2 protein-coding genes are annotated in these 3,257 nt (G+C 78.4%); both read left to right on the top strand.

All coding sequences use genetic code 11. The annotated features are described in order from the left end of the window. On the top strand, window positions 1-2,036 hold a 2,036-nt coding region (locus ABZ885_RS38015; RefSeq protein WP_360199287.1), incomplete at its 5' end, for a glycogen debranching N-terminal domain-containing protein. A gap of 88 nt (window positions 2,037-2,124) precedes the next feature. Further along, window positions 2,125-2,883, top strand: a complete 759-nt coding sequence (locus ABZ885_RS38010; protein ID WP_360199285.1) for an NUDIX domain-containing protein — start codon at window positions 2,125-2,127, stop codon at window positions 2,881-2,883. Window positions 2,884-3,257 lie beyond the last annotated feature (374 nt).

The following is a 3,257-nucleotide window of genomic DNA, read 5'->3' as shown; positions in this document are numbered from 1 at the left end:
GCGGCCAGGCCCGGCCCGCGGCGCCGCCGCGCCCGCAGCCCGCCGCCGTCCACCACGCGGTGCTCTGCGTCAACGCGCCCGCGATGGCCGCGTCCGGGCCGGACGGGCAGCTGCGCGGCCACGGCCTCCACGGCTTCTACCGCTCCGGCCTCCGGGTGCTGGCCCGGATGGAGCTGCGGCTCGGCGGCATGGAGCCGCTGCCGCTCCAGGGCACCCTGACCACGGCGGCGCAGGCCCGCTTCCTCGGCGCCGTCCGGCTCCCCGGCGACCTCGACCCCGACCCGGCGCTCACCGTCGAGCGGCTGCGGCACGCCGACGGCGTCGAGACCGTCACCGTCCGCAACACCGGCAGCCGGCCCGCCCGGCTGCCGCTGGAGATAGCGCTCGGCACGGACCTCGGACCGGTCGGCGAGATCGCCGCCGGGCACCGCCCGCCGGACCTGCCCAGCCAGGTGCAGTCCGCCGGGCTGCGCTGGACGGGCCCCACCCACAGCGCCGTGGTCAGCGCCAAGCCGTCGCCGCACGCCGTCCTGGCCGGCGCCGGAGTGCTGCGCTGGGACCTCGAGGTGCAGCCCGGCGCCCGCTGGTCGGTCGAGCTGCGCACCGAGCTGGAGACCACCACGCCCGGCCCCCGGCCGCCGGGCGGGCGCGGCACCGGCGTCCCGCTGCCGTGGTCGGAACCGGAGGTCCGCAGCGACGACCCCCGGGTCGCGCTGCTGGTGCCGCGCTCGCTGGACGCCCTCGGCGGCCTGCTGTTCGCCGACCCGGACCGCCCGACCGACCTCTACCCGGCCTCCGGCGCGCCCTGGCGGTTCGGGCTCGCCCCGGCCGACGCGCTGTGGGCGGCCCGGCTGACGCTCCCGCTGGGCACCCGGCTGGCCGCCGGCACCCTCCGGGCGCTGGCCCGCCGTCAGCAGACCGCCCCCGCCGCTCCGGGCCAGGCCGGCCCGCGCGTCGAGGGGCTGCTGCCCGGCGCCCTGCGGCACGGCGGACCGGAGCTCCCGCCCACCTGCACCGCCACCGAGGCGACCCTGCTGTTCGTCACCGTGCTGGCCGAGGCCTGGCGGTGGGGCCTGCCCCGCCAGGAGGTCGCCGAACTCCTCCCGGCCGCCGAGCGCGCGCTCGGCGCCCTGCGCGGCGGCCTGGTCGACGGCTTCGTCACCGATCTGAGCCGCCCGGCGGAGGAACGTGCCGCCCACCCCGTGGCGGCCCGCGCCGAGGTCCAGGCCCAGGCGCACCGCGCCGCCCTGCACGGCGCCGAACTGCTGGAGGCCTTCGGCCGTCCCGGCGCAGAGGAGTGGCGCGGCTGGGCGGCGGCGCTGCGCGGGCGCTTCCGCGAGCGGTTCTGGATCGACGACTTCTCCGGCGGCCGCCCGGCCGCCGGCCTCGCCCCGGGCGGCCAGCCGCTGCCCGCCGTCGCCTCCTCCCTCGTCCACCTCCTCGACCTGGGCCTCTCCGTCGACGGCGGGCGGCACGAGAGCCTGCTGGACCGCGAGCAGACCAGACTCCTCGCCCAGCGCCTGGCCGCACCCGAGCTGGACAGCGGCTGGGGCCTGCGCACGCTCAGCGCCAAGTCGCCCCGGTTCAACCCGCTCGGCCACCGCAGCGGCGCGGTCCGGGTCCACGAGACCGCCCTCGCGATCGCCGGGCTGGCCGAGGCCGGCCACGAGAACGAGGCCGGCGCCCTGCTGGAGGGGCTGCTCGGCGCGGCGGCCCACTTCGAGGGCCGGCTGCCCGAGATGTACGCGGGGGAGCAGCGCACCACCGGCTTCCCGCCGGTGCCGCACCCCGCGGCCTGCCGCCCGGCGGCGGTCTCCTCGGCCGGCGCGCTGCACGCCGTGTTCGCGCTCGCCGGGGTCCGGCCCGACGTCCCGGGCGGCCGGGTGCTGGTCCGGCCCGCCAGCACGGCGCCGCTGGGCGAGCTGGAGCTGACCGGTCTGCGGGTGGCCGGCGAGCCGTTCTCGGTCCGGGTCAGCAGGATCGGCGTGGCGATGGTCGAGGAGGCCTCCGCGGACCTGCAACTGGTCGCCCGCTGACGCCGCCCGGGCCCGTGCGCGGACCGTCAGCGCACCGTCCGTGCACGGGCCTGTGCTTATCGTCAGAGAGACGACTATGATCGTCGCCATGTCGCGTTATGACCCGTCGGCCTTCCCCCCGTTCGCTGTCACGGTTGACCTGGTGGTGCTGACGGTGCGGGACCACGCGCTGTGCGCCCTGCTGGTCCGACGGGGCGAGCCGCCCTTCCAGGGCTACTGGGCCCTGCCCGGTGGCTTCGTCCGCCCGGACGAGGGACTGGCCGAGGCGGCCTCCCGGGAGCTGGCGGAGGAGACCGGCCTGCGCGCCTACTCCGCGCCCGGCCACGACGCGGCCGGCCCCGGCACGGCCGGTGCCCACCTGGAGCAGCTCGCGACCTACGGGCACCCCCAGCGCGACCCCCGGATGCGGGTCGTCAGCGTCGCCTACCTGGTCCTCGCACCGGACCTGCCGACCCCGCGCGCCGGCGGCGACGCCAGCAGCGCCCGCTGGGCCCCGGTCACCGAACTGCTCGGGAAGAACCCGGCCGACGAGGTCCCGCTCGCCTTCGACCACGGGCTGATCCTCGCCGAGGGCGTCGAGCGAGCCCGCTCCAAGATCGAGTACTCCTCGCTGGCCACGGCGTTCTGCCCGCCCGAGTTCACCGTCGGCGAGCTGCGCCGGGTCTACGAGGCCGTGTGGGGCGTGGTGCTCGACCCGCGGAACTTCCACCGCAAGGTCACCGGTACCCCCGGGTTCCTGCTGCCCTCCGGCGGCACGACGACGCGTCAGGGCGGTCGCCCGGCCCAGCTGTTCACCGCGGGCGGAGCCACCGTGCTCAACCCGCCCATGCTGCGCCCGGAGTCCTGAGCCCCTCCGGGCCCCGGCCCGGCGCCCCGCTATGCCCCGCTATCCGCCGCCCACCGCCCTGCGCCCCGCCGCCCGGCCCCCGGTCCGCCCGGCGCCGGCTCTGCAGCCCCCGGCGGACCGTCGCAGGATCGGATTGTCCCCTGATCGGGTGAGGTGTGCGGGCGGCAGCCCCGTGCCGCTCCCGCAATGCCCGGAATCGCCGTCACGGCCCCCTAGTGTGCTGGCGCGGGGGGGGGGGGGGGCGCGCCCCCGGCCCCGCCCCACCACCACCAACACACCCCCCACACCACCCCCCCCCCCCACCGCCACGACGCCGCCCCCACCCCCACCGCACCACCCACCCCCGCCCGGTCCAGTCAAGCGACCACACGCGC

It is taken from the genome of Kitasatospora sp. NPDC047058 (genome assembly GCF_040643935.1).
In the GTDB taxonomy this organism is placed as follows: Bacteria; Actinomycetota; Actinomycetes; order Streptomycetales; family Streptomycetaceae; genus Kitasatospora.
Note: the sequence above shows the minus strand (reverse complement) of the source record. Positions and strands in the feature narration are given on the sequence as shown.